Here is a 1,750-nt window from a genome sequence, read left to right on the forward strand (position 1 = left end):
GATCGGACGCGTTGCCGGCAGGTGATGCGCGCGAGATGATTTAGGAAAATGGTCACGGTCCGCGGTCACTGGCCCTTGATACTGCGAACCGGTTGACTGTTGGTGCGCCGGACAACTTTGATGTCGCCGTCGCCTAGGCTGACGGCGATGGTGGTGTCGGAGACGGTCACGGTGAGCGTGCGGTGCCGGTGGAGCCGGCCGAGGACGATATTCTGGCTGGCAGCAGGTTTTCGGCAACTGGATGCCTCCGGCGGGGACTCTGGCTCTGGGATGACGGAAAGAGCGGCGAGCCGTCGGATGGGCTTGATCTACTAAGTGAGTGAACCGGCGAGCAGTTCTTCAAACACTGATGGGCGCAGCGACGTCGGTCGTGACGTTCGGCGCTTCGTCGCGTTGTGGCGGGCGAGCCGAGTCCCGTCCAACCAATAGCGACCGTTTGATGCCTGGAGCCGAAGCGAGCAGGAGTTCGACCATGCCCACCGCGGCTGACTACACATGGTTCGACGGCGACGACAACGAGCTGGTCAACGGCTTCAGCATTTTCTGGGTTAAGGGACTCACCCCCCAGCAAGTGATCACACGCATCGGTGGAACAGTGATCGACAACGTCAGCTGGAGCGGCCTCGTCGACCAGTTTTACGAGGGCGAAAGGAGTCGATGGCTCGCTGGCGTGGTCGACCTAGGCGGCTGGTCCTTCGTTCTTGACCTCACTGGGTTCGCATCGATTGAGGAAGACACGGTTACCCGGTTGTCGAAAGGTACGACGGCGATTTCTCAATTCCTCAACGTGGAGTTGGACGATAACTTCCGACTGGTTGAAGACGGCGACGTAAAGCTTGATTTTGCACCGTGGGAGCCGACCCATCGGCAGGGCATGGCCCCCGATTCCTTGCTTCCTGTCATGGAGCAGATCGGATTCGACCTCAGTCAACACGATCTTGATCTGAGTGACCCCAACTACAAGAAGCCGTACACAACGGAAGCCGCCCTCGCCCTTGCTGAGTACCTGACGGGCATCAGGTTGACACTTGGCCTCCTGCGCTCACAGGACTACCTCCTGGCCGAGGTGCCCGCGCCTTAAGGCACCCTCCGCCCTGCCAGCTTGATACACCGGCAAAGTACAGCAACCTCACTGACGCTCGTCACCCTACGGCGCCCCCGATGGGCCGTGAGCTACGGCGACGGCCGCTACTACCCTAACCGCCGGGACTCGAACGATCACGCCGAAGTTCGTCGGCGGCCGCGAACAGGTGTCCGAGAATCGGCTTTGCGTTCAGCTACAAGCAGACGGACGATCCGACGTTAGGCATCAGTTCGATCCGTCAGGTCGCTTGTCTCGCAAGTGCTTGTCTCACGGTGGTGGGCTGGGAACGCTCGTTTCTAAAGCGTTTCGCGCGCTGTTGTTGCGGTCAGAGCCTTTCAAACCCCCGGCGTAGCTCCCAGTCGGTGACCGCCGCGTCGAAGGCGGTCAGCTCGACCGCGGCCATGTTGGCGTAGTGCGCCCGCACGTCGGCGCCGAACGCGGCCTCCGCCGTCGAGCTGGCCGACCACAGATCGGCCGCTTCCCGCAACGTGGTCGGCACCCGGGCGGCGCTCTCGTCGCCGTAGGCGTTGCCGACGAACTCGTCCTCCAGGCTCAGCTCGTTCTCGATCCCGTGCAGCGCCCCGGCGATCAGCGCCGCGATCGCCAGGTACGGGTTCACATCGCCGCCGGGCACCCGGTTCTCCACCCGCATCCCCTGCCCGTGCC

At 62.7% G+C, this 1,750-nt stretch carries 1 protein-coding gene and 1 pseudogene; one reads left to right on the forward strand and one right to left on the reverse strand.

All coding sequences use genetic code 11. From position 1 onward, the window contains the following. Nucleotides 1-472: 472 nt before the first annotated feature. Nucleotides 473-1,081, forward strand: coding sequence for a DUF6461 domain-containing protein (locus AB0M20_RS41785; protein WP_364306899.1), 609 nt, complete (start codon nt 473-475; stop codon nt 1,079-1,081). Nucleotides 1,082-1,409: 328 nt separating this feature from the next. Here the strand turns inward: AB0M20_RS41785 and AB0M20_RS41790 are convergent. Beyond that, a pseudogene (locus tag AB0M20_RS41790) lies at nt 1,410-1,750 on the reverse strand (glutamine synthetase); the annotation flags it as partial.

The sequence above is a fragment of the Actinoplanes sp. NPDC051633 genome, assembly GCF_040681735.1.
In the GTDB taxonomy this organism is placed as follows: Bacteria; Actinomycetota; Actinomycetes; order Mycobacteriales; family Micromonosporaceae; genus Actinoplanes.

Coding starts and splice junctions, on each gene's coding strand:
- AB0M20_RS41785 (WP_364306899.1), top strand. CDS start 473: ATGCCCACCGCGGCTGACTACACATGGTTCGACGGCGACGACAACGAG.